1 protein-coding gene is annotated in these 283 nt (G+C 55.5%); it reads right to left on the bottom strand.

Going from position 1 to position 283, the window contains the following annotated elements; translation table 11 throughout:
• Positions 1 to 184 (bottom strand): PHP domain-containing protein (locus R0J88_RS19570; RefSeq protein WP_410900807.1); only part of this gene is annotated, 184 nt, incomplete at its 3' end.
• Between the last annotated feature and the right edge of the window lie 99 nt (positions 185 to 283).

Genomic DNA, 283 nt, shown 5'->3' with positions numbered 1-283 from the left:
CGCCAATCAGCGGCTTGATATCGACTTGCTTGGCTGCACGGCTGAACGCGATCATTCCCGAGATATTCATGGTGTCCATCAGGCAAGCAGCCTGGTAGCCGTGCTTGTCGGCCTCGTTGAAGATATCTCTGGAGTACAGCGTTCTCTCCCCGATACTGAAATGGCTTCTGGCAAACAGAATCATGCGGTTTCCTCTAGCGTGAGAGCGGCGGTGTATTTTGTGAGTGTCACGACGCCTATCAGCTGACCGACGCCCAGTGCATCCGAGACTCGGCTGGAAGCG

The sequence above is a fragment of the Pseudoalteromonas sp. SIMBA_162 genome, assembly GCF_046535955.1.
GTDB classification, from domain to species: domain Bacteria; phylum Pseudomonadota; class Gammaproteobacteria; order Enterobacterales; family Alteromonadaceae; genus Pseudoalteromonas; species Pseudoalteromonas marina.
The sequence above is the reverse complement of the archived record's forward strand: the minus strand, read 5'-3'. Positions and strand labels throughout refer to the sequence as shown.